The organism is Mycobacterium sp. MS1601 (assembly GCF_001984215.1).
Taxonomy (GTDB): domain Bacteria; phylum Actinomycetota; class Actinomycetes; order Mycobacteriales; family Mycobacteriaceae; genus Mycobacterium.
In genome coordinates this window covers 1,209,786-1,232,142 of the sequence record NZ_CP019420.1, presented here as the reverse complement: position 1 = coordinate 1,232,142, position 22,357 = coordinate 1,209,786, and the positions used below count along the sequence as shown (strand labels likewise).

At 67.4% G+C, this 22,357-nt stretch carries 23 protein-coding genes; 11 read left to right on the top strand and 12 right to left on the bottom strand.

The window, feature by feature from the left end; all coding sequences use genetic code 11:
* From BVC93_RS05960 to BVC93_RS05945, 4 genes are read right to left on the bottom strand one after another with little or no spacing between them, the layout of a single operon-like run.
* Window positions 1-855, bottom strand: a complete 855-nt coding sequence (locus BVC93_RS05960) for a CDP-alcohol phosphatidyltransferase family protein (RefSeq protein WP_442929071.1) — start codon at window positions 853-855, stop codon at window positions 1-3.
* Window positions 852-1,547: a phosphatidylserine decarboxylase gene (locus BVC93_RS05955; protein ID WP_083736361.1), complete on the bottom strand. Its 696-nt coding sequence runs from the start codon at window positions 1,545-1,547 to the stop codon at window positions 852-854. Before BVC93_RS05955 ends, BVC93_RS05960 begins: the two co-directional genes overlap by 4 nt.
* 23 nt (window positions 1,548-1,570) lie before the next feature.
* Window positions 1,571-2,767 (bottom strand): molybdopterin molybdotransferase MoeA, encoded by a 1,197-nt coding sequence (moeA, locus tag BVC93_RS05950; RefSeq protein ID WP_083736360.1) that lies wholly within the window; start codon window positions 2,765-2,767, stop codon window positions 1,571-1,573.
* Window positions 2,767-3,681, bottom strand: a complete 915-nt coding sequence (locus BVC93_RS05945; protein WP_083740835.1) for an SDR family NAD(P)-dependent oxidoreductase — start codon at window positions 3,679-3,681, stop codon at window positions 2,767-2,769. The genes moeA and BVC93_RS05945 overlap by 1 nt, the downstream gene beginning before the upstream one ends.
* A 24-nt stretch (window positions 3,682-3,705) precedes the next feature.
* Between BVC93_RS05945 and BVC93_RS05940 the strand changes: the two genes are divergently transcribed.
* Genes BVC93_RS05940 through BVC93_RS05930 form a run of 3 tightly spaced genes read left to right on the top strand, consistent with a single transcriptional unit; the run spans window position 3,706 to window position 6,479 of the window.
* A complete protein-coding gene (locus BVC93_RS05940; protein ID WP_236950260.1) occupies window positions 3,706-4,203 on the top strand; it encodes a PH domain-containing protein in 498 nt (165 codons plus the stop codon).
* Entirely contained in the window at window positions 4,193-5,620 is a 1,428-nt protein-coding gene (locus BVC93_RS05935) for a PH domain-containing protein (RefSeq protein ID WP_083736359.1), read from the top strand. The genes BVC93_RS05940 and BVC93_RS05935 overlap by 11 nt, the downstream gene beginning before the upstream one ends.
* 43 nt (window positions 5,621-5,663) lie before the next feature.
* The gene (locus BVC93_RS05930; protein ID WP_083736358.1) at window positions 5,664-6,479 is read left to right on the top strand and encodes an HAD-IIA family hydrolase; all 816 of its coding nucleotides are present in this window, start codon (window positions 5,664-5,666) and stop codon (window positions 6,477-6,479) included.
* Window positions 6,480-6,519: 40 nt separating this feature from the next.
* Here BVC93_RS05930 and BVC93_RS05925 read toward each other — a convergent pair whose 3' ends face one another.
* The 3 genes from BVC93_RS05925 to BVC93_RS05915 all read right to left on the bottom strand — a co-directional run bounded on the left by BVC93_RS05925 (window position 6,520) and on the right by BVC93_RS05915 (window position 9,703).
* Window positions 6,520-8,229, bottom strand: a complete 1,710-nt coding sequence (locus tag BVC93_RS05925) for a DEAD/DEAH box helicase (RefSeq protein ID WP_083736357.1) — start codon at window positions 8,227-8,229, stop codon at window positions 6,520-6,522.
* A 72-nt stretch (window positions 8,230-8,301) separates the two neighbouring features.
* On the bottom strand, window positions 8,302-8,796 hold the full coding sequence (locus BVC93_RS05920) for a cupin domain-containing protein (protein ID WP_083736356.1): 495 nt from the start codon (window positions 8,794-8,796) through the stop codon (window positions 8,302-8,304).
* 10 nt (window positions 8,797-8,806) lie between these two features.
* Window positions 8,807-9,703, bottom strand: coding sequence for an SDR family NAD(P)-dependent oxidoreductase (locus BVC93_RS05915; protein WP_083736355.1), 897 nt, complete (start codon window positions 9,701-9,703; stop codon window positions 8,807-8,809).
* Window positions 9,704-9,796: 93 nt separating this feature from the next.
* On the opposite strand from BVC93_RS05915, the gene BVC93_RS05910 reads away from it, so the two are divergent.
* Complete coding sequence (locus tag BVC93_RS05910; protein ID WP_083736354.1) at window positions 9,797-10,366, top strand: TetR/AcrR family transcriptional regulator; 570 nt, start codon at window positions 9,797-9,799, stop codon at window positions 10,364-10,366.
* Here the strand turns inward: BVC93_RS05910 and BVC93_RS05905 are convergent.
* A complete protein-coding gene (locus tag BVC93_RS05905; protein ID WP_083736353.1) occupies window positions 10,350-11,393 on the bottom strand; it encodes a hypothetical protein in 1,044 nt (347 codons plus the stop codon). The two genes, BVC93_RS05910 and BVC93_RS05905, sit on opposite strands and share 17 nt — an antisense overlap.
* Before the next feature lie 228 nt (window positions 11,394-11,621).
* Between BVC93_RS05905 and groL the strand changes: the two genes are divergently transcribed.
* Window positions 11,622-13,247, top strand: a complete 1,626-nt coding sequence (gene groL / locus BVC93_RS05900) for a chaperonin GroEL (protein WP_083736352.1) — start codon at window positions 11,622-11,624, stop codon at window positions 13,245-13,247.
* A 120-nt stretch (window positions 13,248-13,367) separates the two neighbouring features.
* Here the strand turns inward: groL and BVC93_RS05895 are convergent, their stop codons facing one another.
* Window positions 13,368-14,177 carry an endonuclease domain-containing protein gene (locus BVC93_RS05895; RefSeq protein WP_083736351.1) on the bottom strand — a complete coding sequence of 270 codons (810 nt, stop codon included), beginning with the start codon at window positions 14,175-14,177 and terminating at the stop codon, window positions 13,368-13,370.
* Window positions 14,178-14,229: 52 nt separating this feature from the next.
* Window positions 14,230-14,541: a hypothetical protein gene (locus BVC93_RS05890; RefSeq protein ID WP_083736350.1), complete on the bottom strand. Its 312-nt coding sequence runs from the start codon at window positions 14,539-14,541 to the stop codon at window positions 14,230-14,232.
* 51 nt (window positions 14,542-14,592) lie between these two features.
* On the opposite strand from BVC93_RS05890, the gene BVC93_RS05885 reads away from it, so the two are divergent.
* Window positions 14,593-15,405 carry an SDR family NAD(P)-dependent oxidoreductase gene (locus BVC93_RS05885; RefSeq protein ID WP_083736349.1) on the top strand — a complete coding sequence of 271 codons (813 nt, stop codon included), beginning with the start codon at window positions 14,593-14,595 and terminating at the stop codon, window positions 15,403-15,405.
* On the opposite strand, the gene BVC93_RS05880 is transcribed toward BVC93_RS05885, so the two are convergent.
* On the bottom strand, window positions 15,397-17,118 hold the full coding sequence (locus BVC93_RS05880; protein ID WP_083736348.1) for an N-acyl-D-amino-acid deacylase family protein: 1,722 nt from the start codon (window positions 17,116-17,118) through the stop codon (window positions 15,397-15,399). The genes BVC93_RS05885 and BVC93_RS05880 overlap by 9 nt on opposite strands.
* 22 nt (window positions 17,119-17,140) lie before the next feature.
* Between BVC93_RS05880 and BVC93_RS05875 the strand changes: the two genes are divergently transcribed.
* Window positions 17,141-17,524, top strand: coding sequence for a VOC family protein (locus BVC93_RS05875; protein ID WP_083736347.1), 384 nt, complete (start codon window positions 17,141-17,143; stop codon window positions 17,522-17,524).
* A gap of 9 nt (window positions 17,525-17,533) precedes the next feature.
* Window positions 17,534-18,049 (top strand): mycothiol transferase, encoded by a 516-nt coding sequence (locus BVC93_RS05870; RefSeq protein WP_083736346.1) that lies wholly within the window; start codon window positions 17,534-17,536, stop codon window positions 18,047-18,049.
* Here the strand turns inward: BVC93_RS05870 and BVC93_RS05865 are convergent.
* On the bottom strand, window positions 18,039-18,839 hold the full coding sequence (locus BVC93_RS05865) for an acyl-CoA thioesterase (protein ID WP_083736345.1): 801 nt from the start codon (window positions 18,837-18,839) through the stop codon (window positions 18,039-18,041). The two genes, BVC93_RS05870 and BVC93_RS05865, sit on opposite strands and share 11 nt — an antisense overlap.
* Before the next feature lie 89 nt (window positions 18,840-18,928).
* On the opposite strand from BVC93_RS05865, the gene BVC93_RS05860 reads away from it, so the two are divergent.
* The 3 genes from BVC93_RS05860 to BVC93_RS05850 all read left to right on the top strand — a co-directional run bounded on the left by BVC93_RS05860 (window position 18,929) and on the right by BVC93_RS05850 (window position 22,258).
* On the top strand, window positions 18,929-20,440 hold the full coding sequence (locus BVC93_RS05860; protein ID WP_083736344.1) for an aldehyde dehydrogenase family protein: 1,512 nt from the start codon (window positions 18,929-18,931) through the stop codon (window positions 20,438-20,440).
* A 74-nt stretch (window positions 20,441-20,514) separates the two neighbouring features.
* The gene (gene ppk2, locus BVC93_RS05855) at window positions 20,515-21,375 is read left to right on the top strand and encodes a polyphosphate kinase 2 (RefSeq protein ID WP_192860210.1); all 861 of its coding nucleotides are present in this window, start codon (window positions 20,515-20,517) and stop codon (window positions 21,373-21,375) included.
* 28 nt (window positions 21,376-21,403) lie between these two features.
* Window positions 21,404-22,258 (top strand): hypothetical protein, encoded by an 855-nt coding sequence (locus tag BVC93_RS05850; protein ID WP_083736343.1) that lies wholly within the window; start codon window positions 21,404-21,406, stop codon window positions 22,256-22,258.
* The last annotated feature ends 99 nt before the right edge of the window (window positions 22,259-22,357 follow it).

The window sequence follows — 22,357 nt, the reverse complement described above, 5'->3', positions numbered from 1 at the left end:
TCAGCCGCCCGGCTTGCGCAGACCGAGTCGTTGCATGCGGCGGTACGGCTGCTTGCCGCGGCGGATCTCACGGCGCTGCGCGCGACGTTCCTTGGGTTTGGCGTCCCATGCCTCGGGGCGCGCCGCCACCCAACGCTGACTACGCACGGTGAACGGGATGATCAGCAGGTAGCCGACGATGATCAGCAGCACCAACACGTAGGGGAACAGCAGCAACGCAGCTGCGGCGGCGGCGATGGCGATCAACAGGATCGGGGCGGCGTTGGGCGGCATCGACACGGACTTCAGCGCCAGGGTGGGCACCCGGCTGACCAGCAGGGTGGCGTTGGCGGCGAACCAGAAGCAGACGAACCACGGTGAGGTCCACCAGCCCTGACCCCACTGCAGCATCGCCGCCAGCGGCCCGATCACACCGACGGCACCACACGGCGCGGGCATGCCGGTGAAGTACTGGCGGGTGTAGGCAGGCTTGGTGTCGTCGTCGAGCAGGGCGTTGAACCTCGCCAGCCGCAACACGATGCAGACGCAGTACAGCAGCGCGAAGATCCAGCCGATCGGCGAGGTCGGCAGCAGCGTCACGTACACCACCAGCGCAGGCGCGACGCCGAAGTTCACGGCGTCGGCCAGCGAGTCGATCTCGGCGCCCATCCGGGACTGGGCGTCGAGGGCGCGGGCGATGCCGCCGTCGATTCCGTCGAGCACGGCGGCGGCGCCGATCAGCGCCAGCGCGATGTGCGGACGGTCGTCGAGGGCGAACTTGATGGAGGTCAGGCCTGCGCAGATGGCAAGCACGGTGGTGGCGCTGGGCAGGATCTTCATCGCTGCCGGGCGCTGCCGGTTCCGGTCGGACATCAGGGCAGCTCGGCCAGGACGGTTTCACCGGCGACGGCCCGCTGGCCCAGGCTGACCAACAGGTTCGATCCCTCCGGCAGATAGGTGTCCAGGCGGGAGCCGAAGCGGATCAGGCCGTAGGTGTCGCCGATGGCCAGCTTGTCGCCGACCGTCACCTCGCAGACGATGCGCCGCGCCACCAGCCCGGCGATCTGGGTGGCGATGATCTGCACACCGTCGGGGGTGCGGATGACGATCGAGTTGCGTTCGTTGTCGGCGCTGGCCGACGGCAGGTCCGCGGTGCCGAACAGACCCGGCTTGTACTCGACGGCCACCACCTCACCGCCGATCGGCGCCCGCTGGACGTGGGCGTCCAGCACGGACAAGAAGATGCTGATCCGCGGCAGCGGCACGTCGGGCAGACCGAGTTCCGGTGGCGGCACCGCGTGCTCGATCAGACACACCTGGCCGTCGGCCGGAGCCACCACCACACCCGGCCGGGTGGGCGGCACCCGCTTGGGATGCCGGAAGAAACCCGCCTGAGCCGCGGCCGCGGTGAGGCCCGCGACGCGCAGCCACCGCGAGCGGTAGCCGACGGCGGCGACTGCCAAGCTGACGCCGACAAACGGTAGCCCCGCCGGGTGCATCGGCGGGACGGTCGAGCGCACCAGGTCTACGAGATGAGTTGCTTCGGACGTGCGAGGGCGTCTGGCCACAGCTGACAGTGTAGGTACACGAATCAGGTGAGATCCCAGACCCGAACGGGTGAGCCCGCCGCGACCTCGGTGACGTCCTCCGGGATCTCCAGTAGGCAGTTGGCCGAGGCCAGGTACCGCAGGTGATGCGAGGCTGGCGGTCCGTAGCCGGTGACGGTACCGGTGGCGGGGTCGTACACGCCGCGACGGAACTGGCGCTTGCCCGGCGGCGACGTCAGGGCTTCGGTGAGTTCGGCGGTGTGCTGCAGGCGGCCGGCGTCTGGGCGTCCCATCGCGGCACGCAACGCGGGCCGGACGAACACCTCGAAGGAGACCAGCGCACTCACCGGGTTGCCCGGCAGTGTCACGATCGGAACTCGTCTTCCTTGTGAACCGACCGACCCGGCACCCTGCGGCATCCCCGGCTGCATGGCCACCTTGGCGAACTCCACCTGCCCGTCGCCCAGGGCGTCCTTGACCACTTCATACGCCCCGGCGCTGACACCGCCGGTGGTGATGATCAGATCCACGTTCGCCAAGTCCGCCAACAGGGCGGCACGGAACTCGTCGACATCGTCAGACGACATCGGCGCTTTGGTCGCCACGGCGCCGGCGTCGCGCACCGCGGCAGCCAGCATCGGCGCGTTGGACTCGTAGATCTGCCCCGGCTGCAGCGGCACCCCGGGCGCCACCAGTTCGGTGCCCGTCGACATGACCAGCACTCGCTGCCGCGGCACCACCTCCAGCTCGGCGATGCCCAGCGCGGCGGCCAGCCCGATGGCCGCCGACGTCACCACCTGCCCGGCGTGCAACACCGTGGTGCCCGCGGTGACGTCCTCGCCTGCGGTGCGGATGTGCTGTCCGTCGGGCGCCGACGCCCGGATCTCCACCACCTCCGTGCCGCCGTCGGTGCGCTCGACGGGAACCACAGCCGTCGCACCCGCAGGCAGCGGGGCCCCGGTCATGATGCGGTGCACCGTGCCCGGTGTGAGGGTCAGCGGATCGGTGCGCCCGGCCGGGATGTCCGCGGCCACCGGCAGCGTCACCGGGACCTCGGCGATGTCGGGCGCGTACACCGCGTAGCCGTCCATGGCCGAGTTGTCGAACACCGGCAGCGACAGCGGCGCCACCACGTCGGCGCTGAGCACCAGCCCCTCGGCCTCGACCAGCGGCAGCCGCACTCCGGCCCGCGGGCTCAGCAGGGCAGCCACCACCTGCTGATGCTCCTCGACAGTGCGCATCAGACTCCGTACCGCACGCCGGTGAGCTCCTCCGACACCGACCACAACCGCTCCTGGACGGCGACGTCGTGGGACAGCTTGTTGGAGGTGACCAGTTTCGGGTGGCCCATGAGTTCCCGGAAGCCGTCCGGTCCGTAGTACTGCCCGCCGGTGACATTCGGGTCGGTGGCAGCCCGCAGTGTCGCCAGTGCGCCGACGGCGGGAGAGTTGGTCACCAGGTCGGCCAGCCGATTCACGATGGGCAGCGAGGTGCCGGGCAGATGGCGCATCAACTCGGTGTTGGAGACGCCGGGGTGCGCGGCCACCGCGATGGTGGGGGCGCCGGCCGTGGCCAGCCGGCGCTGCAGCTCGTAGGCGAACATCAGATTGGCCAGCTTCGACTGGCCGTAGGCGGCCACCCGGTTGTAGCTGCGTTCCCACTGCAGATCGTCGAAGTGGATGTCGGCGCGGATGTTGTGCGCGATGCTGCCCACCACCACCACCCGCGAACCCGCGACCGGCAGCAGGTTCTCCAGCAGCAGCCCGGTGAGCGCGAAGTGGCCCAGGTGGTTGGTGCCGAACTGCAGCTCGAAGCCGTCGCTGGTGGTCTGCTTGGGCGGGTACATCACGCCGGCGTTGTTGATCAGCAGATCGATCCGCGGGTGGGACTCCTTGAGCTCGGCCGCGGCGGTCCGAACCGATTGCAGTGAACCCAGATCCAGCGGCGCGACGGTGATGTCGGCCCGCGGGACGGAACCGAGGATCTGTGCCACGGCGGCCTTGCCCTTGTCGACGTTGCGCACCGCGATCACCACCTTGGCGCCGCGGGCGGCCAATACCTTGGCGGTCTCGAAGCCGAGTCCGGTGTTGGCGCCGGTGACGATGGCGGTGCGGCCGCTCTGGTCCGGCACGTCTGCTTCGGTCCATTTGCTCATGCCACCGAACATTACGGACCAGGCATGCTCGACACCATGGACGGCATGCGTGATCCGCTGAACCCGCCGAGCAGCAAGGCCCCGCTGGTGTGGGCGCTGGGCGCCGCGATCCCGTGGGCGGTGGTGCTGATCGGTCTGGCGATCTGGTTGGCCCTCGACAATCGGATGCTCTGGCTGCAGATCACGGCCGCGGCGGTCAGCCTGGTGTGCGCGGCGGTGTCGATCGGTGTGGTGCCGGTGTGGCGGTACCGCGTACACCGCTGGGAGATCAGCGATACCGCGGTCTACACCCGCACCGGTTGGCTGCTGCAGGAGCGGCGTATCGCGCCCATCTCACGAGTGCAGACGGTGGACACCCAACGCGGGCCGCTGGACCGGTTGTTCGGGTTGGCCACCGTGACGGTGACGACGGCGTCGTCGGCCGGGGCGGTGCAGATCGCCGCTTTGGACACCGGGGTGGCCGACCAGGTGGTGGCACACCTGACCGCGGTCGCGGCGATCGGGGAAGCCGATGCCACCTGAGTGGAGCCGCCTGAGCCTCAAGATGCTGCTGGTGCATCCGGTGCACGAGGTGCTGCGGCAGGTGCCGCTGCTGGTCGGGGCGATTGTGCTGGGCTCGGCGACCAACAACCCGCTGTGGTCGCTGCTGGGTCTGGCCCTTGTCGTCGCGGTCGGGTTGGGGCGGTGGTTTTCCACCACCTACCGCATCGACGACGAGGACGTGCAGCTGCGCACCGGACTGCTCAATCGCAGTGTGCTGACCGTGCCGCGCAGCCGGATCCGCTCGGTGTCCACCGATGCCCGCCCGCTGCACCGCCTGCTCGGGTTGACCGTACTGCGCATCAGTACCGGCCAGGAAGCGCACGGTGACAAGGCTTTTGAACTCGATGCGGTGCCCACCGCCGACGTGCCGTGGATGCGCAGCGTCCTTCTGAGCCGGGTGTCACCCGAGGTCGACGACAGCGTGGTGCTGGCGCGCTGGCAGCCGTCCTGGCTGCGTTACAGCCCGCTGAGCATGTCGGGTCTGGTGATGATCGGCGCTGCCGTCGGTGTGCTCTATCAGGCCGGCCTTGGCCCGGCGCTGCAGCGAACGGAGCTCGTGGAATCCGGGCTGGACGCCGCGGCCAGTTTCGGCGCGGCCGCCGCGGTGACGTTGGTGGTGTTGGTGATCGTGGTGGCCTCGGTGGCGCTGTCGGTGGGTCGGTCACTGCTGACCTTCGGGAACCTGGTGCTGCGGCGACGCGCCGACACCTTGGCACTGCAGCACGGCCTGCTGCGGGTGCGTGAACACACCTACGACATGCGCAGGCTGCGGGGCGGGACGCTACGTCAGCCGCTGCTGGTACGGGTGTTCGGCGGCGCCCGCCTGGATGCGGTGATGACCGGCGTCAACGGTGCGGGCGAGGCATCGCTTCTGCTGCCGCCGTGCCCCGCGGCCACCGCGGACGGGGTGCTGACCGCGGTGCTGGGAGACGGTGCGCCCGTTCGCGCCGAACTGCGCAGGCACGGTCCGGCGGCCACCCGCAGGCGCTGGACCCGGGCACTGACGGTACCGGCACTGTCGGCGGTGGCCGCCGCGGTGGTGGGTGTGCCGGCCTGGACGTGGGTGGTGTTGGTGGTGGTGACCGGCCTGTGCGCGTTGTTGGCCGCCGACCGGGCCCGCGCACTGGGGCACCGGGTGGACTCCCGCTGGCTGGTGGCCCGCAGCGGCAGCATCGAGCGGCGCCGCGACTGCATCGCCACCGAGGGCATCATCGGCTGGACGGTGCGGCAGTCCTTCTTCCAGCGGCGCGCCGGAGTGGCCACGCTGGTGGCGGCCACGGCCGCGGGCACCAAACGGTATGTGGTGATCGATGTCCCCGCTGAGCAGGCCTGGGCCGTCGCGGCGTCCGCGTCACCCTGGGTCGCCGACTGTGACTGGATCGACCGCAGGATTTGAGCCCACAACTTGCGCGGTGATCCCGTGCGTTTACTGTCGCACCATGGCTACCGGCGGAGTGCTCTTCGACATCGATGGTGTGCTGGTGACGTCGTGGAAACCGATCCCCGGCGCCAGTAAGACGCTGCGGACGCTGGCCGACCATCAGATCGCCCGTTCGTATCTGACCAACACCACCACCAGGACCCGGGTGCAGATCGCCGACCTGCTGACCGACGCCGGGATGGACGTCACGCCCGACGAAGTGATCACCGCCGCGGTGCTGACCGCCGACTTCGTGCGCGACCGGTATCCGGATGCGCGGTGCTTTCTGGTCAACAGCGGTGACATTGCCGGCGACATGCCGGGCATCGAGCTGGTGTCGTCGGTGGACACCCGCGGCGGCCCCATGCCTGACACCCCGGACGTGGTGCTGCTCGGCGGCGCCGGGCCGGAGTACGACCACGTGACGCTGTCGTGGGTCTACGACTGGATGGCCAGGGGCGTTCCCGTTGTCGCGATGCACCGCAGCATGTCGTGGACCACCACCGAGGGCCTGCGCATCGACACCGGCATGTACCTGGCCGGTATGGAGGAATGCGCGGGTCGCAAGGCGACTGCGGTGGGAAAGCCTGCCCCCGAGGGGTTTCTGGCCTCAGCCGCGCGCCTCGGGGTGGAACCCGACGAGATGTTCATGGTGGGTGACGACCTCAACAACGACGTGCTGGCCGGGCAGGTGGTCGGGATGACCGGTGTGTTGGTGCGTACCGGCAAGTTCCGTCAGGACACGTTGGACCGTTGGGCTGCAGACGAATTCGCCATGCAGCCCAATCACGTCATCGACTCGGTGGCGGATCTGCCCACGCTGCTGGGGCTTTAGCGAATTACGGAGTCTCGAGGCCGCTGAGGCTTCGGCAACGCTAGGAAGTCTGCCCGAACCCCAGCTCTCGAACGGCGGCGATGCGCTCCTTGAGCTGATCGGTGGTGGCCGCCGCGACGGGCGGTCCGCCACAGATTCGGCGCAACTCGTTGTGGATCCAGCCGTGCGGTTTGTTCAGCCGGTGATGCGCGGCGGACACCAACGCGTTGAGTTCCTTGCGCAGGTCCCTGATTTGCCCGTGGGTGGCCCGCGGAACAGCGGCTTCGCCTGAGGCCGTGCGCTTTTCGAGCTGGGCCACCTGGCGCTTGCTCAGCAGATCGCGCATCTGGCTGACGTCCAGTAGCCCAGGGATGCCCAGGTAGTCGGCTTCCTCGTCGCTGCCCGCCGGGGTGGCGGTGCCGAACGACGACCCCTCGAAGATCACCTGGTCCAGTTCGGCGTCGGCGCCCAGTGAGGTGAACGCCTTCTCCTCGTCGCCGGCTTCGTCTTTCTTCTGCTTGGCCAGTTCGGCGTCGAGTGGATCCTCGTCGCCCTGGGATTCGCGGTGCGGCTTGCCGAGGATGTGGTTGCGCTGCTCTTCGAGCTCGCTGGCCAGCAGCAGCAGGTTCGGCACGCTCGGCAGGAACACACTGGCGGTCTCACCGGCGCGGCGTGACCGCACGAACCGGCCGATGGCCTGCGCGAAGAACAGCGGGGTCGACGCGCTGGTGGCGTACACCCCGACCGACAGTCGCGGCACGTCCACGCCCTCGGACACCATGCGCACCGCGACCATCCAGCGGCTGGTGCCTTTGGAGAACTCGGTGATGCGATCCGAGGCGCCCTTGTCATCGGAGAGCACGATGGTCGGCGACTCACCGGTGATGGTCTCCAGCAGCTTGCCGTAGGCGCGGGCGGTGGTCTGGTCCGAGGCGATGATCATGCCGCCGGCGTCGGGCACGTGCTGACGTTTCTGCTGCAGCCGGACATCGGCGGCGGCGATCACGGCGGGCATCCACTGTCCGGCCGGATCCAGTGCCGTGCGCCAGGCGCGGGCGGTCTGCTCGGCGCTGAGTGGTTCACCGAGGCGGGCGGCGTGCTCGTCGCCCGCGCTGTCTCGCCAGCGGGCCTCTCCTGAGTAGGCCATGAACACCACCGGGCGCACCACGCCGTCGGCGAGTGCGTCGGAGTAGCCGTAGGTGTGGTCGGCGACGCTGCGCATCAGACCGTTGGCGTCGGGCTCGTAGGTGACAAACGGGATGGGGCTGTCGTCGCTGCGGAACGGTGTCCCTGTCAGGGCCAGCCGCCGGGTGGCGTCGTCGAAGGCCTCTCGGATGGCGTCGCCCCAGCTCTTGGCGTCACCGCCGTGGTGGATCTCGTCGAAGATCACCAGTGTCTTGTAGTTCTCGGTGCGCACCCGGTGCCGGAACGGGTGGCTGGCCACCTGGGCGTAGGTGACCACGACGCCGTGGTACTCCGACGAGGTCTGCGAGTTGGAGTTCGAGAACTTCGGGTCCAGAGCGATGCCCTGTGTCGCCGCTGAGCGGGCCCACTGGATCTTGAGGTGCTCGGTGGGCACCACGATGGTGACCTTCTCGACCACCCGCTCGTTGAGCAGTTCGGCCGCCAAGCGGATGGCGAATGTGGTCTTGCCTGCGCCGGGGGTCGCCACCGCCAGGAAATCACGCGGTTTCGTGGTCAGGTACTTGACCAGCGCTTTCCGCTGCCAGCTCCGCAGTGACTGGGTGCTGGGCGCTGCTTCAGCCCGCACCCTGGGTCTCCTTCCGACGGAAAGTGAGCCTAGGGCAAGGGGTTCCGTGGACGCGAGTCCACTCGGCGTGTCTTAGTCAACAAAGAAATTATCGTTGCGGATGAACCACTCGCGGCGCTCGTCGTCGGTCAGCTCACCCAACTGGGCCAAACCTTCGAAATAGTGCTCCCGGGGCGCGCCGGGAGCGAACAGCATCAGGATCGACGCGGGCTCGTCAGCGGTGTTGCGGAAGCCGTGGATGCCGCCCGGTGGGACGTACAGGAAGTCCTGCGGTCCGCCGGTCTTCCAGTCGGTGCCGTCGTAGAGCTCGATGGTGCCGGACAGCACGAAGAACGCTTCGGACATCGCGCGGTGGAAGTGTGGTCCCGGCCCGCCGGCCTTGGCGGCGAGATCCACGCGATACAGGCCGTAGTCGCCGCCGGTCTCGGTCTGGTTGGCCAGGTATCGGTACTGCACCAGGCCGAACGAGTCGTGGTCCGGCTCGGCGTCTCCGCGTTTGAGCCAGGCACTGACCTCGGGGTCGCCGTGAAAGCGGGCGGGCGGGTAGGGCGGGACGACGAGCGACACCTGGTCGACGCTAAACCGGAAACGTCACCTTGGTGAGTTCTTCGGAGATCGTCCACAGTCGGCGCTGCAGGTCCAGGTCGTAGGACTGGGCGCTGGAGGCGACGACGACGGGCGCACCACGCCACTGGGCCAGGTTGGCCGGACCGTAGTACTGGCCGCCCAAAACGCCCGGGTCGGTGGCCGCCCGCAGTGAGGGCAATGCTCCGCCGGCGGCGCTCTGCGCGATCACGCCGGCGACGGCGGCCACGGCCGGCTGCAGGGCCGACGGCAGGTTGCGGGCCAGCTCGGTGTTGGAGGTGCCGGGGTGCGCGGCCACGGCGATGGTCTTACCGCGTGGCGCCAGGCGACGCTGCAGTTCATAGGTGAACAGCAGGTTGGCCAGCTTCGACTGGGTGTAGGCGCCCATTCGGTTGTAGGAGCGTTCCCATTGCAGGTCGTCGAAGTGTATGGCGCCGCCCAACTTGTGGCCGTTGCTGCTGACGGTCACGATTCGGGCGCCGTCGACGTCGAGGAGTTTGTCCAGCAGTAGTCCGGTGAGTGCGAAATGGCCCAGGTGGTTGGTGCCGAACTGCAGCTCGAAACCGTCTTTGGTGGTGCCCTTGGGTGTGGTCATGACACCGGCGTTGTTGATCAGCAGGTCGATCGTGTCGTGGTCGGCCTTGAGCTGTTCGGCAGCGGCGCGGATCGAGTCCAGAGACGTCAGGTCGAGTTCCTGAACGGACACCGCGCCGGAGATCCTGTCGGCGGCTTGCACACCTTTGTCGGTGTTGCGCACGGCGATGACGACGTGCGCACCCTTGGCGGCCAGGGCCTTGGCGGTCTCGAAGCCGAGCCCGGTGTTGGCGCCGGTGATGACGGCGGTGCGGCCGGTCTGATCGGGAATGTCGGCTGTGGTCCAGTCGGTCATGTCGCAAACTCCTAGTATCCTGGTCTATCCGGGGCCATCGCCCCGCTTGACTCGACTATACGGAACGCTGGCCCCGTTTAAAGGAGGTGCGCTGTGGGCGAACACGCACGGCCTCTTCGCGCCGACGCTGCCCGTAACCGCGCACGCGTCCTGGAGGTTGCCTACGACACCTTCGCCGCCGAGGGATTGGCGGTGCCGATCGACGAGATCGCCCGGCGGGCCGGGGTCGGTGCGGGCACCGTCTATCGGCACTTTCCCACCAAGGAGGAGCTGTTCTGCGCGGTGTTCTCCGACCGCATCCGGCGCATCGGTGAGCAGGCTCGCGAGCTGCTGGAGTCCGAGGGGCCCGGCGAGGCGCTGTTCGCCTTCCTGGGTGTCATGGTCCGCACATTTCCCACCGATCACGGCCTGGCCGATGCGCTGGCCGGGTACGGGATCGACCTCGCGACGGCGGCGCCGGGTGCCGAAGCGGGCTTCCTCGCCACCCTTGCCGAGTTGCTGACCGCCGCCCAGAATGCCGGCACGGTCCGTCGTGACGTGGGGGTCATGGAGGTCAAGGCGCTGATGCTGGTGTGCAAATCGGCGCAGCTGTACGGAGACGATGTGGCCGAGCGCGCTGCCGAGGTGATTGTCGACGGGTTGCGGGTCACGGGCGCTCGATGACCGTCAGTTCGGTGCCGTCGGCGACGAAGATCGTGCCCGATTTCGGATCCACTGCGAGCTGGGTCCGATCCGTCTTCAGCGCCGGCCGTGATGCCAGCACATCCAGCGAGTCCGGGTCGACGACCTTGAGCACACGGTCCGCATCCACCAGGATGAGCCTGCCCTCGGGGTCGACGGCGAACTGTCCGAGGCCGGGCCGTGCCGGCGACGCAGCCTCGTCGACGGTGTGTTCGGCCATGTCGACGGTGTAGAGAGTGTCCGAGGAGAGCACGTATGCCGTCGCGGATTTCGGGTCCACCGCGGCGACGGTCAGGCTCGACTGCGGTCGTATCCCGACGTCGTTGACCGTCAGGTCATTCGTGGACAACAGGGTGGCGCCCATCCGGCCGGTGACGACGGCCTGGCCATTGCCGGTGGCGATCGTCACCTCGTAGGCGGGAAATGGCACCTCGACGGTGGCGACCTCGTTGTGGGAGTCGGCGTCCATGACGGTGATCCACGCGGGCGCGAGTGCATCTGCATGCTGCTGGTCGTCGGGCCGGTGGATCACCAAGACCCGCCGGGCCGCGGCATCGATGGCGATGTCGATCACCGAATGCGGCAGCATCATCGTCTCCACGAATCGCCCGGTGCTGATGTCCAGGATCGACAGGCGCCGGTTCCGAAGGTTGCCGGTGCGGTCGTTGTTGCTCACCCACGCGGTGTTGGTCACAGGATCCACCGCCACCGATCCGTCGACCGGGTTCGTCGGCGCCCGCAGTCGTCGCGGCGGTCCGTCGCTCGTCGGATCCACCACCATGACGGCTGCGTCGGTGACGCCGAAGAGCCCGCCGGCCGTGGGGGCGAACGTCAGTGAACCGAGTGCGCCGCCGAGGTTGATCGTGGTCTCGGTGCCCAGCCTTGGCCCGGCGCCGCCCGGCCTGGTGATGACGACCGCCAGGATGGCGACGGTGACGGCGGTGGCGGCGGCGACCCACGGCAGCCGTGACCGCCGGGTGGGCGGGCTGGATCGCGGCACGTCAGCCATGGGGAAAGTGTGGCACCGATGTTCTCCCGATCGACCTTGCACTCGGCATAGGCGAGTGCTAAGAATGACGTTGGCACTCGCATCACGTGAGTGCTAGGTCGGCAAGGTGAGGTCGGGTCGCACACCCGCACCGTCCGTCGCGGGCACTGCAGCCGACCGCAGCTTATGGGGCGACCCGCAACCGGTCGCCCTGGCCGTGCCTTATACATCCGGAGGATTCACTTCGTTATGGCCAAGACCATTGCGTACGATGAAGAGGCCCGTCGCGGCCTCGAGCGGGGCCTCAATGCCCTCGCCGACGCGGTAAAGGTGACGCTGGGCCCCAAGGGCCGCAACGTCGTCCTGGAGAAGAAGTGGGGCGCCCCCACGATCACCAACGATGGCGTGTCCATCGCCAAGGAGATCGAGCTGGAGGACCCGTACGAGAAGATCGGCGCTGAGCTGGTCAAAGAGGTCGCCAAGAAGACCGACGACGTCGCTGGAGATGGAACCACGACGGCAACGGTTCTGGCCCAGGCTCTGGTTCGCGAAGGTCTGCGCAACGTCGCGGCCGGCGCCAACCCGCTCGGCCTCAAGCGCGGCATCGAGAAGGCCGTCGAGGCCGTCACCACCGGCCTGCTGGCTTCCGCCAAGGAGGTGGAGACCAAGGAGCAGATCGCTGCCACCGCGGGCATCTCCGCCGGCGACCAGACCATCGGTGACCTGATCGCCGAGGCGATGGACAAGGTTGGCAACGAGGGTGTCATCACCGTCGAGGAGTCCAACACCTTCGGCCTGCAGCTGGAGCTCACCGAGGGCATGCGCTTCGACAAGGGCTACATCTCGGGCTACTTCGTCACCGACGCCGAGCGTCAGGAAGCCGTCCTCGAGGATCCCTACATCCTGCTGGTCAGCTCCAAGGTCTCGACCGTCAAGGACCTGCTGCCGCTGCTGGAGAAGGTCATCCAGGCCGGCAAGCCGCTGCTGATCATCGCCGAGGACGTCGAGGGCGAAGCCCTGTCCACCCTGGTGGTCAACAAGATCCGTGGCACCTTCAAGTCCGTGGCCGTCAAGGCCCCTGGCTTCGGTGACCGCCGCAAGGCCATGCTGCAGGACATCGCCATCCTCACCGGTGGCCAGGTCGTCAGCGAAGAGGTCGGCCTCTCGCTGGAGACCGCTGACGTCGCGCTGCTGGGCCAGGCCCGCAAGGTCGTCGTCACCAAGGACGAGACCACCATCGTCGAGGGTGCCGGTGATTCCGACGCCATCGCCGGTCGCGTGGCTCAGATCCGTGCCGAGATCGAGAACAGCGACTCCGACTACGACCGCGAGAAGCTGCAGGAGCGCCTGGCCAAGCTGGCCGGCGGTGTTGCGGTCATCAAGGCCGGCGCTGCCACCGAGGTGGAGCTCAAGGAGCGCAAGCACCGCATCGAAGACGCCGTGCGCAACGCCAAGGCTGCCGTCGAAGAGGGCATCGTCGCCGGTGGCGGCGTGGCCCTGCTGCAGTCGGCTCCGTCGCTGGACGAGCTGAAGCTCACCGGTGACGAGGCCACCGGCGCCAACATCGTGCGTGTCGCGCTGTCGGCTCCGCTGAAGCAGATCGCCTTCAACGCCGGCCTCGAGCCCGGTGTTGTGGCCGAGAAGGTGTCCAACCTTCCCGCAGGCCACGGCCTGAACGCTGCCTCCGGTGAGTACGAGGACCTGCTCAAGGCCGGCGTCGCCGACCCGGTGAAGGTCACCCGCTCGGCGCTGCAGAACGCGGCGTCCATCGCGGCGCTGTTCCTCACCACCGAGGCCGTCGTCGCCGACAAGCCGGAGAAGGCCGCCGCACCCGCCGGCGACCCGACCGGTGGCATGGGCGGTATGGACTTCTAAGTCCCAGTTCGAGAAAACCCCGGTCTGCTTGCAGGCCGGGGTTTTTCGATTGTTCGGCGCAATGTCACCCTGGCAGCGCCGACATCGATATATGTGCACAACCAGGCTGTCAGGGTGACGTTACGTTGGCCCGAGATGGGCCCGCCGCCGGACAACCGCCAAAATGTCGGCCAGCACCATGTCCCAGCGGTAGACAACATCCTCATACGTCAGCCGAATCACCAAGAACCCCAGACCGATTGCCGTTCTGTCCCGGGTCCGGTCGGATTGGTACTTGGACGCGTGGTGTTCGCGGCTGTCGGCTTCGATGATCAGTCGGTCGCCGACGAGGAAGTCGACCCGGCCCACGCCCTGGATGCCGACCTGGCTCCGCAGACGAATCTTGCACGCCCGCAGACGTAATCGGATCAGCGTCTCGGTACCGGATTCGCTCTTGGCGTCGCATCGCTCGGCAAGATCCAAGTGCGCGAAGCGTGAGGCCGCCACAATGGCTCTGGCGTCGGGCATGTCGATCACTCGTTTGTTGAGCATGGAGTCCAGAATCACGACCAGACCCTCGGCGTCCAGACAGTTCGCCGCCGACGCGACCGCGATGTCCATCGGATCGACGGCGCCGATGATCGGCGGGTCCAGCCGGTACGGATGGCAGGACCGGGTTCCGGGCCGCGACCGGCGCGCGCGGTGCGAATACCGGACGTGCAGAGCGGAATCGGGCACCCAGACACCGAAGCGACGCAGCGCCGAGACGCATCCCAGGACACCGCCGGACGAGACGGCGCGGACCACCAGCGGATCGGCGAATCGACTCGCATACCAGCCTCGGCGTACCGGCACCAGGCCATGCGACCTGATCTGGCCGCGCGACCACCCCTCGGCTCGCAGCTGACTCGCGGACACCACCCCGCCGTTCGCCGCGAGAATCCCTGCCACGCCTCAATAGCAACTCATGACCGGGGCCCGCGATAGTCAGCCTGTGGACAACTCAGGCCGGGCGGTGCAGCACGGCGTGCGACGGCCTCACCTGCAGACCATCTGCGTCGAGCCGGCCGATGCCGTCGACGATCAGCGTGTAGCCGTCGTCGGTGCGCGGCGGCCAGACCAGGGTCACGGTGTCGTGTGAGGTGACATTGCGGCGCGCACTGTTGCCCACCGGGCTGATCTCGAACATTGCGTCCCGCAAGATCGGGCGCACGGCAACGATGTGGGCGCCGGTATCGCCGACGGTGACGAGGTAGGCGAAGGTGTAATCGACCAAAGCTTCGGCCAACAGCGAAATCTCCACCTTGATGCTCATGGCGCGAGAATAGGCGGAATAGCCCTGTCGAGCGCGTGAGTTGTCGCTCACATGGCCCTTCCTCCTCCTTCGGTGACCGGCACCGCCGTCGTCACCGGTGCGTCCTCCGGCATCGGCGCCGACCTGGCCCGCGAGCTTGCTTCCCGCGGCTACGGCGTCACCTTGGTGGCACGCCGCGAAGACAAGCTGCGTGAGCTCGCCGCCGACATCGGCAGCACCGTTCGGGTAGAAGTGATCGCCGCCGACATGGCCGATGCCGACGCACGAGCCGGCCTGTTCGACGACGTCAGCGCCCGCGGGCTGACCGTCGACATCCTGGTCAACAACGCCGGGATCGGCGTCGTCGGCGCGGTGGCCACCGCGCCGGTGGCCGACGAGCTTGCCCAGGTCCGGGTCAATGTGGAGGCCGTCGTCGACTTGACCACGCGGGCTGTGCAATCGATGGTGCCGCGTGGTCGCGGGGCCATCCTCAACGTGGGCTCGACGGCGGCGTTCCAACCGTTTCCCGGCCAGTCCGCCTATGCAGGCACCAAGGCGTTCGTGAAGGTGTTCACCGAAGGCCTGCGTGCCGAACTGGCGGGCACCGGTGTCACTGCCACGGTGCTACACCCGGGCCCGGTTCGTACCGAGTTCCTCAGTGCCGCAGGCTTCGACGAGGATGAGTTCGCCGCGTCGATACCGAAGTTCATGTGGCTGCCGTCCCGGACGGTCGCCCAAATCGGGATCGATGCCCTGGACAACAACCGCGGCAGTGTCATCGCCGGACGGGTCAATCAGATCAGCACGGCGGTGATGCAGCTGATTCCGCGCAGGATCCTGCTCAAGGTGCTGGCCAGCCAGCACCCCGCGCTCAAGTCAGGCTGACGGCGCCGGCTGCCTGCCACGCACCAGACGGCCGGGACGGGCCACCGTCGGCACACCCTGCTCGGCGATCACCTCGCCGGAGACGATGGTGGCCACGTACCCGTCGGCGCGCTGGTCCAGTCGGCGTCCGCCTGCGGGCAGGTCGTAGGTGAGCACCGGCTTGTGTACCCGCATCCCCGCGTGGTCGATGACATTCAGATCAGCCTTGTAGCCCAACATGATTTGCCCCCGGTCCGCCAGTCCCGCCACCCGGGCGGGCACAGAGGTCAGCTCCCGGACCGCCTGCGCGATGCTGAGCCTGCCGCGCGGGCGGTCGCGCGCCCAGTGCGTCAGCAGGAAGGTCGGGAACCCGGCGTCGCAGATCATCCCGTAATGCGCCCCGCCGTCGCCGAGACCCAACACCACGTCGTCTCGGCGCATCAAGGCGCTCACGGTGTCCAGAGAGTTGTTCTCGAAGTTGGCCATCGCCACCAGCATCATGGCGTGTCCGTCGTCTTCCAGGAGGCGGTCGTAGGCCTCCTCCAGTGGGCTGACGCCCCGCGCTCGGGCCGTGGCGCCGACGCTCATCGAGGCATCCGGCTCGTAACTCGGGTTGTCGGTCAGCGGGAACATCCAGTCCCATGCTTGTGCCAGATACAACAGCGGGTGTCCGGTGCCGGGGGAGTCGGCCAGAATGCGTTCCCGTACTTCCGGTTTGCGCATCTGCGCCACGCGCTGGGCCAATGGAAGATCGGCGATCTCGCGGTAACTCGGATACAGCACAAAGGGATTGGCGGTCAGCTCCAGTCCGACCACCAGCCCGATGGGCCGCGGGAACATCTGTGCCGTGATGGACCCGCCCGCGGCGTTGTACTTTTCGATCAAGGCCATGGCCTCGGGCCACATGGGATCACCGGTGTTGCCCGTCAGCAGCGAGAATGTCACCGGCAGGCCGGTGTCACCGGCGATCTCGAACACCTGGCTCAGCACACCCTCGAAACCGCCTGCCGGGATATCGGGAACGAACTGGATCAGCCCACCGCCCGCGTCGGCGACACCGGCGAAAATGGCCTTGAGTTCGTCGCTGCCGGCATTGTAACTCGGTATGGGAGAGCCGCTTTCGGTCTTGTGAAAGGCGAATCGTGACGAGGCGAAACCCAGCGCGCCGGCGCGTATCGCCTCGGCGGCCAGCTCCCGCATTCCGGCCAGGTCCTCGGCCGTCGCCGGCTCCCGGTCGGCGCCGCGTTGCCCCATGACGTACACCCGCAGTGGTGAGTGCGGCAGGTAGGCCGCCACGTCGATGTCGAGCCGTCGCGCGTCGAGCGCGTCGAGATATTCCGGGAAGGTCTGCCAGGTCCACGGCAGTCCGTCGGTCATCACGACGCCGGGAATGTCCTCGACACCGGCCATCACGTCCACCAGCACACTGTGATCCTGCGTGCGGCACGGCGCGAACCCCACCCCGCAGTTGCCCATGACGGCGGTGGTGACGCCGTGCGCCGAGGACGGGGTCAACCGATCCGACCAGATGGCCTGGCCGTCGTAGTGGGTGTGTAGGTCGATGAATCCGGGGGTGACCAGCAGCCCGGTGGCATCGATCTCCCTCTCGCCGACGCAGTCGACCACCCCGACGCCGGTGATCACCGAACCTGTCACCGCCACATCACCGACGTAGGGTGCGCCGCCGAGGCCGTCGACGATCGTGCCGTTTCGGATAACGAGATCGACTGTCATACCCCGAACATACGATGACCGCATGATCGATCACTTCGGAATCAACTGCAGCGATTGGGCAAAATCGCAGGAGTTCTACGACAGCGTGCTGAAGGTCCTCGGGTACACCAGGCAGATGGATTTCGGGGCGGCCGTCGGGTACGGCACCGACGGGCACCCGTCGTTCTGGATCGCCGACGCCAGCGCCGGTGACGCAAACGGGCCCAACCGGGAGACGCACATCGCGTTTTCGGCCAGATCATCAGCGGATGTGCAGGCCTTCTACCGCACTGCCCTGACGTTCGGGGTAGAGCCGCTGCATGAGCCGCGGTTGTGGCCCGAGTACCACGAGAAGTACTACGGCGCCTTCGTCCGTGATCCGGACGGCAACAACGTCGAAGCGGTGTTTCACGGCGGGGAGGGGTAACCGGTAGCCATGGTTGATTCCCGAGATGCCATCCAGGACCTGCTGCGCGACGCATTCACCCGGCTCGTCGAGCACGTCGATGAGCTCACCGACGGACTGAGTGAGGACACCGCGACGTATCGGCCCACTCCGGATGCCAACACCATCGCGTGGCTGCTGTGGCACAGCGCCCGGGTGCAGGATGCGCAGGTGGCCGATATCGCCGGCGTCGAGCAGGCGTGGACGGCACACGGCTGGGTGGACAAGTTCGCCCTCGACCTGCCGCGGGAGGACACCGGATACGGACACTCCGCCGCCGACGTCGCCAAGGTGCGGGCCAGTGCCGAGAACCTGGCCGGCTATTACCGCGACACCCACGAGCTGACGATGGCGTATGTCGGGACCATCGACGCCGACGAACTCGAGCGCGTAGTTGATCAGAACTGGGACCCACCGGTCACGGCGTCGGTACGGCTGGTCAGCGTGATCGACGACTGTGCCCAGCACCTGGGGCAGGCGGCCTACCTGCGGGGGATCACCCCTTGAAGTAGACCAGCTGGTGGGTGACTGCCAGTAGAGTGCCGTCGCGGCCCCACAGCTGCGCGTTCTGGTCGAAGAAGCCGCCGGTGAATCGCTGCGCCCTGGCCGTTGCCAGCAGGAAGTCGTCACCCTGGCGGGTCAGCGCGTCGGTGTCAGCGTGGAAGTAGACGGTGAACGAGATGGTGCCCGCGGGGACGAACTGCCCGCGCCGCAGGAAGATTCGCGGGTAGAACACGTCGCACAACGCGGTCAATGCGGCGTAATCCAGCGGGCGAGGCGGCTGGTCGCGCACCCACAGCGTGGTTGTCGAGTCCGCGCTCTCGCCGCTGCCCTCGCCGGGCATCGCGCCCGCTACGAAGCGCATCTCGTAGTTGCGGGTCCACGTGACAAAGCTCGAGATGTCTTGTTGTACTGCGTCCTGCGGTGCCGGCACGGCAGGCGCCTGCGGTTCGGTGTCGGACCAGGTGTCGCGGCGCACGCCGAACACCGCGGTGGCGGTGGTCTTGATCTCGCCATCCTGGATGAGCTCGGCGATCCAGTGCTGGTTGGTGCGATTGGTCCGCACTGCACGAAGGTCGATGACGAACGCGCCGTCGCTGATCGGGGCCGCATAGTTGACCGTCAGCGACATCGGGTCGCCCAGTCGGTCGGGATGCTCTTCGATGGCCCGGATGAACGAGGCCGCGGTGACCCCTCCGAACGGCCCGACCATGTTCGCGAAATCCGAGGTCGTGCGTCCGCGCGAGGACCCGTCGTGGGAATCCAGGGCCAGCGCGACATCGAACGGGTGGGTCATGCGGCCAACCTACCCGTCGTCCGAATTCGTTTTGACAGGTGTCAACCCCGGTGCGACGTCCGTCACACATCGTGGTTAACATGGCTCGTATGACCGCCACCAGCGATGTCTTGACCACCGGGACCATCCTCAGCCCGGCAACCGGTGCCGTAGCAGGTCAGGTCACCTGGACCGACCCCGCCGACATCCCGTCCATCGCCACCGGACTGCGCGAGGCGCAGCGCGAGTGGGAGCGCCGCGGACCCAAGGGGCGGGCCAAGATGCTGTCGCGCTACGCGGTATGGCTGGCCGACCACCGCAACGAGATCGAAACGCTGCTGATCGCGGAGACCGGCAAGTCTGCAGCCGATGCGGCGCAAGAGGTCCCGCTGCTGCTGATGATCCTGTCGTACTACATCAAGAACATCGAGAAGGCGCTCGCACCGGAGAGCCGGCCGGCGTCGTCGCCGTTGCTGGCCATCAAGAGGATCTCGGTGCACTACCGGCCCCGTGCGGTGGTCGGCATCATCGCGCCGTGGAACTACCCGGTGGCCAACGCCATGATGGATGCCATCGGCGCCCTGGCTGCCGGCTGCTCGGTGTTGCTCAAGCCGTCCGAGCGCACCCCGCTCACCGCCGAGGTGCTGATGCGTGGCTGGACAGAGTGCGGCGGGCCTGCGGTGCTGGCGCTGGCGCAGGGGGCCCGACAGGTGTCCGAGGCCGTCATCGACGTCAGCGACTACATCCAGTTCACCGGTTCATCGAGCACCGGCGCCAAGGTGATGGAGCGGGCCGCCCGTCGGCTCACGCCCGTCAGCCTGGAGCTCGGCGGCAAGGACCCGATGATCGTCTGCGAGGACGCCGACATCGCGCTGGCCGCCAACGCCGCGGTCTGGGGTGCCATGTTCAACGCCGGTCAGACCTGCGTCTCGGTGGAGCGGGTGTACGTCCTCGACGCGGTATACGACCAGTTCGTCAATGCCGTGGTGGCGGCCGTCAAGAAGCTGAACGTAGGGGCCGGTGACGGAAACCACTTCGGCGCTCTCATCGACGAGTCCCAGGTGGCCGTCACCGAGCGGCACGTCGGCGATGCGATCGCCAAGGGTGCCAGGGCACTCACAGGTGGCAAGCGGCCGGAGGGTCCCGGTAGCTTCTACCCGCCCACTGTGCTGGTGGACGTCGACCACTCGATGCTGTGCATGACCGAAGAAACCTTTGGCCCCACGCTGCCCATCATGAAGGTGGCATCGGTGGCCGATGCGGTACGCCTGGCCAACGACAGTCAGTACGGGCTCAGTGCCTCGGTGTTCTCCAAGGACGTGCAGCGTGCCAAAGACATTGCTGTGCAGCTGGATTGCGGCGCAGTGAACATCAATGACGTGATCTCCAATCTGATGTGCACCACCGCGCCCATGGGCGGGTGGAAGACCTCGGGCATCGGGGCGCGGTTCGGTGGCATCGACGGCGTGCGCAAGTTCTGCCGCCAGGAAACGGTGGTGGTGCCGCGCACCAATGTCGGCGCGGGCGGCAACTACTACAACAACTCGCTCAAGGCCCTCGCCCGGATGAACAAACTGATGACCAAGATCGCGTTGTCGGTGCCGAAGAAGGGCGCCCGGTAATCGCCGGGTAAGCGGCCACCTGTCGTTCACTTTCCGGTTACCGGGCTGTTCAGGGCGGCGGATACGTTGCGCCGGTGCTGCTAGACACGAACGCCTCGTACTCCGTCCTCGACGACGACGATGACGATCCGGTGCTGCTGCTGCAGCCGGGCGACAAGCCGGTGGACACCTGGCGTGAGAACTATCCGTACGACGAGCGGATGAGACGCACCGAGTACGAAGAAGAGAAACGACTGCTGCAGATCGAGCTACTGAAGCTGCAGAAGTGGAGCCAGGCCAACGGGCACCGCCACGTCATCGTCTTCGAAGGCCGTGATGCGGCGGGCAAGGGCGGCACCATCAAGCGCTTCATGGAGCATCTCAATCCGCGCGGGGCGCGGGTGGTGGCGCTGGAGAAACCGACCGAGCGCGAGCGCACCCAGTGGTATTTCCAGCGGTATGTGAACCATCTGCCCGCCGCGGGGGAGATCGTGCTGTTCGACCGCTCCTGGTACAACCGCGCCGGGGTGGAACGGGTGATGGGCTTTTGCAGTCAGACACAGCACGCCGAGTTCGTCCGGCAGGTCCCGCTCTTCGAGCAGATGCTGGTGAATGACGGCATCAGCCTGATCAAGCTGTGGTTCTCGGTGACGCAGTCCGAGCAGCGCACGCGGTTCACCATCCGGCAGGTTGATCCGGTGCGGCAGTGGAAGCTCTCGCCCACGGACCTGGCGTCACTGGACAAGTGGGATGACTACACCGCGGCCAAAGAGGACATGTTCGCGCTCACCGACACCGAGGTGGCGCCGTGGATCGTGGTCAAGAGCAACGACAAGAAGCGCGCCCGCATCAATGCGATGCGCTACGTGCTCGGTAAGTTCGACTACGACAACAAGGATCATGAGGTGGTCGGCCAGGCCGATCCATTGATCGTGGGGCGCGCGCTGTCGGACTGATCGGCCGCGGCCCCCGGAAGGGGCAGCTGTGCGATTTGTGCTGGCGACGCTGCTCTGGCTCCTCACTACGGTGGCGCTGGCGGTCGCGCTGCCTGCGGCTTGGGTGCAGACGAATCTGGTGAACGAGAGCGGTTACGCGCGGTTCGCCGAGCGTGCCGCCTCGCAGCCGGCGATGCAGCAGGCGATGGCCAATGAGTTGACTACACAGATCCTGGATCTGGGCCCCGGCTTGCAGCCACAGCTGGTGGCCGGCCTGACCTCGACCTACACCGCGAGTTCGTCGTTTCCGCAGCAGTTCGGCGAGGCCAACCGCTTTGCGCACCGCTGGATGTTCACCACGTCGGTGAGTTCGGAGACCGACGCGCAGGGCCGCTGGGTGGTGGACATCGGGCCCATGCTCAACGACTCGTCGCTCAAACAGACGCTGGAGACCTACAGCATCGAGGTGCCGCAGTCGCTGCCTGTGCCGTTGACGCAGAATGCCCCAGAAGCGCTGCGGCCCGGTCGATTACAGACAGTAGGCACCTGGGGTCCGTGGTTCACCATCGGCGTGGTCGGCCTGGCTTCGGTACTTGCACTGTTGACATTGGCTACTGCCAGATCACGCAGTAAAGGGCTTGCCGCGCTGGGTGTCTCGGCGCTGATCGTGGGTGCCGGCGGGTGGGCCGGGCTGGAGATCGGCCGCCGACGGGTGGACGCCGCTTTGGCCGAAACCTCCGGTGACATCCGGGCCATCGCCGACGTACTGGTGGACACCGCGATCGACAGCATGCATCACTGGCTGAATCTCACACTGGCCGTCGGCGGGGGACTGGTGGCCGTGGGTGTGTTGTTCGCGATGCTGGGCGGGCTGTTCCGGCGTTCGGTGCGGGAGCCGGCTTAGGCTGCTGCAGGACTCAGTAGACGTCGTCCAGCTTGGCGGTGTGCCGCGTCTCCATGTCGATGAACCCGTCGGTGGCAACGTGCGCCTTGTCGCTGGCAG

Excerpts from the sequence above, each read along its gene's own strand:
- moeA (WP_083736360.1), bottom strand. The coding sequence starts at position 2,767 with ATGCGCACTGTCGAGGAGCATCAGCAGGTGGTGGCTGCCCTGCTGAGC.
- BVC93_RS05945 (WP_083740835.1), bottom strand. The coding sequence starts at position 3,681 with ATGAGCAAATGGACCGAAGCAGACGTGCCGGACCAGAGCGGCCGCACC.
- BVC93_RS05940 (WP_236950260.1), top strand. The coding sequence starts at position 3,706 with ATGCTCGACACCATGGACGGCATGCGTGATCCGCTGAACCCGCCGAGC.
- BVC93_RS05935 (WP_083736359.1), top strand. The coding sequence starts at position 4,193 with ATGCCACCTGAGTGGAGCCGCCTGAGCCTCAAGATGCTGCTGGTGCAT.
- BVC93_RS05930 (WP_083736358.1), top strand. The coding sequence starts at position 5,664 with ATGGCTACCGGCGGAGTGCTCTTCGACATCGATGGTGTGCTGGTGACG.
- BVC93_RS05915 (WP_083736355.1), bottom strand. The coding sequence starts at position 9,703 with ATGACCGACTGGACCACAGCCGACATTCCCGATCAGACCGGCCGCACC.
- BVC93_RS05905 (WP_083736353.1), bottom strand. The coding sequence starts at position 11,393 with ATGGCTGACGTGCCGCGATCCAGCCCGCCCACCCGGCGGTCACGGCTG.
- groL (WP_083736352.1), top strand. The coding sequence starts at position 11,622 with ATGGCCAAGACCATTGCGTACGATGAAGAGGCCCGTCGCGGCCTCGAG.
- BVC93_RS05890 (WP_083736350.1), bottom strand. The coding sequence starts at position 14,541 with ATGAGCATCAAGGTGGAGATTTCGCTGTTGGCCGAAGCTTTGGTCGAT.
- BVC93_RS05885 (WP_083736349.1), top strand. The coding sequence starts at position 14,593 with ATGGCCCTTCCTCCTCCTTCGGTGACCGGCACCGCCGTCGTCACCGGT.
- BVC93_RS05880 (WP_083736348.1), bottom strand. The coding sequence starts at position 17,118 with ATGACAGTCGATCTCGTTATCCGAAACGGCACGATCGTCGACGGCCTC.
- BVC93_RS05875 (WP_083736347.1), top strand. The coding sequence starts at position 17,141 with ATGATCGATCACTTCGGAATCAACTGCAGCGATTGGGCAAAATCGCAG.
- BVC93_RS05870 (WP_083736346.1), top strand. The coding sequence starts at position 17,534 with ATGGTTGATTCCCGAGATGCCATCCAGGACCTGCTGCGCGACGCATTC.
- BVC93_RS05865 (WP_083736345.1), bottom strand. The coding sequence starts at position 18,839 with ATGACCCACCCGTTCGATGTCGCGCTGGCCCTGGATTCCCACGACGGG.
- BVC93_RS05860 (WP_083736344.1), top strand. The coding sequence starts at position 18,929 with ATGACCGCCACCAGCGATGTCTTGACCACCGGGACCATCCTCAGCCCG.